Consider the following 1176-nt stretch of genomic DNA (forward strand, 5'->3'; position numbering starts at 1 on the left):
GACTACACGCTTGAACCGGGACATCCAACACCCGGCTGAGCTAACCTTCTCCGTCCCCACATCGCACTTGCAATCGGTACAGGAATATTCACCTGTTTCCCATCAGCTACGCATCTCTGCCTCGCCTTAGGGGCCGACTCACCCTACGCCGATGAACGTTGCGTAGGAAACCTTGCGCTTACGGCGAGGGGGCTTTTCACCCCCTTTAACGCTACTCATGTCAGCATTCGCACTTCTGATACCTCCAGCATCCTTCTCAAGACACCTTCACAGGCTTACAGAACGCTCTCCTACCACGCACCTTGCGGTGCATCCGCAGCTTCGGTAACTGGCTTGAGCCCCGTTACATCTTCCGCGCAGGACGACTCGATCAGTGAGCTATTACGCTTTCTTTAAATGATGGCTGCTTCTAAGCCAACATCCTGACTGTTTTAGCCTTCCCACTTCGTTTCCCACTTAGCCAATTTTAGGGACCTTAGCTGGCGGTCTGGGTTGTTTCCCTCTTGAGTCCGGACGTTAGCACCCGGTGCTCTGTCTCCCAAGCTGTACTCATCGGTATTCGGAGTTTGCATAGGTTTGGTAAGTCGCCATGACCCCCTAGCCTAAACAGTGCTCTACCCCCGACGGTAATACTTGAGGCACTACCTAAATAGTTTTCGGAGAGAACCAGCTATTTCCAGGTTTGTTTAGCCTTTCACCCCTATCCACAGCTCATCCGCTAGTTTTGCAACACTAGTCGGTTCGGACCTCCAGTGCGTGTTACCGCACCTTCATCCTGGCCATGGATAGATCACCTGGTTTCGGGTCTACACCCAGCGACTGAAGACGCCCTGTTCGGACTCGGTTTCCCTGCGCCTACCCTATTCGGTTAAGCTTGCCACTGAATGTAAGTCGCTGACCCATTATACAAAAGGTACGCCGTCACCCCGGAGGGCTCCGACTTTTTGTATGCATGCGGTTTCAGGATCTATTTCACTCCCCTCCCGGGGTTCTTTTCGCCTTTCCCTCACGGTACTGGTTCACTATCGGTCGATTACGAGTATTTAGCCTTGGAGGATGGTCCCCCCATCTTCAGACAGGATTTCACGTGTCCCGCCCTACTTGTCGCTAGCTCAGTACCACACAGGTCTTTTCACATACGGGGCTATCACCCACTGTGGCCGGCCTTTCCATGCC

General features: G+C 53.3%; 1 rRNA gene. It reads right to left on the bottom strand.

Annotated features, from left to right (window positions below):
- Positions 1 to 1176: ribosomal RNA gene (locus BW996_RS20910) — 23S ribosomal RNA — on the bottom strand; the annotation flags it as partial.

Origin of the sequence: Sphaerotilus natans (assembly GCF_900156335.1) — a bacterium.
GTDB lineage: Bacteria > Pseudomonadota > Gammaproteobacteria > Burkholderiales > Burkholderiaceae_C > Sphaerotilus > Sphaerotilus natans.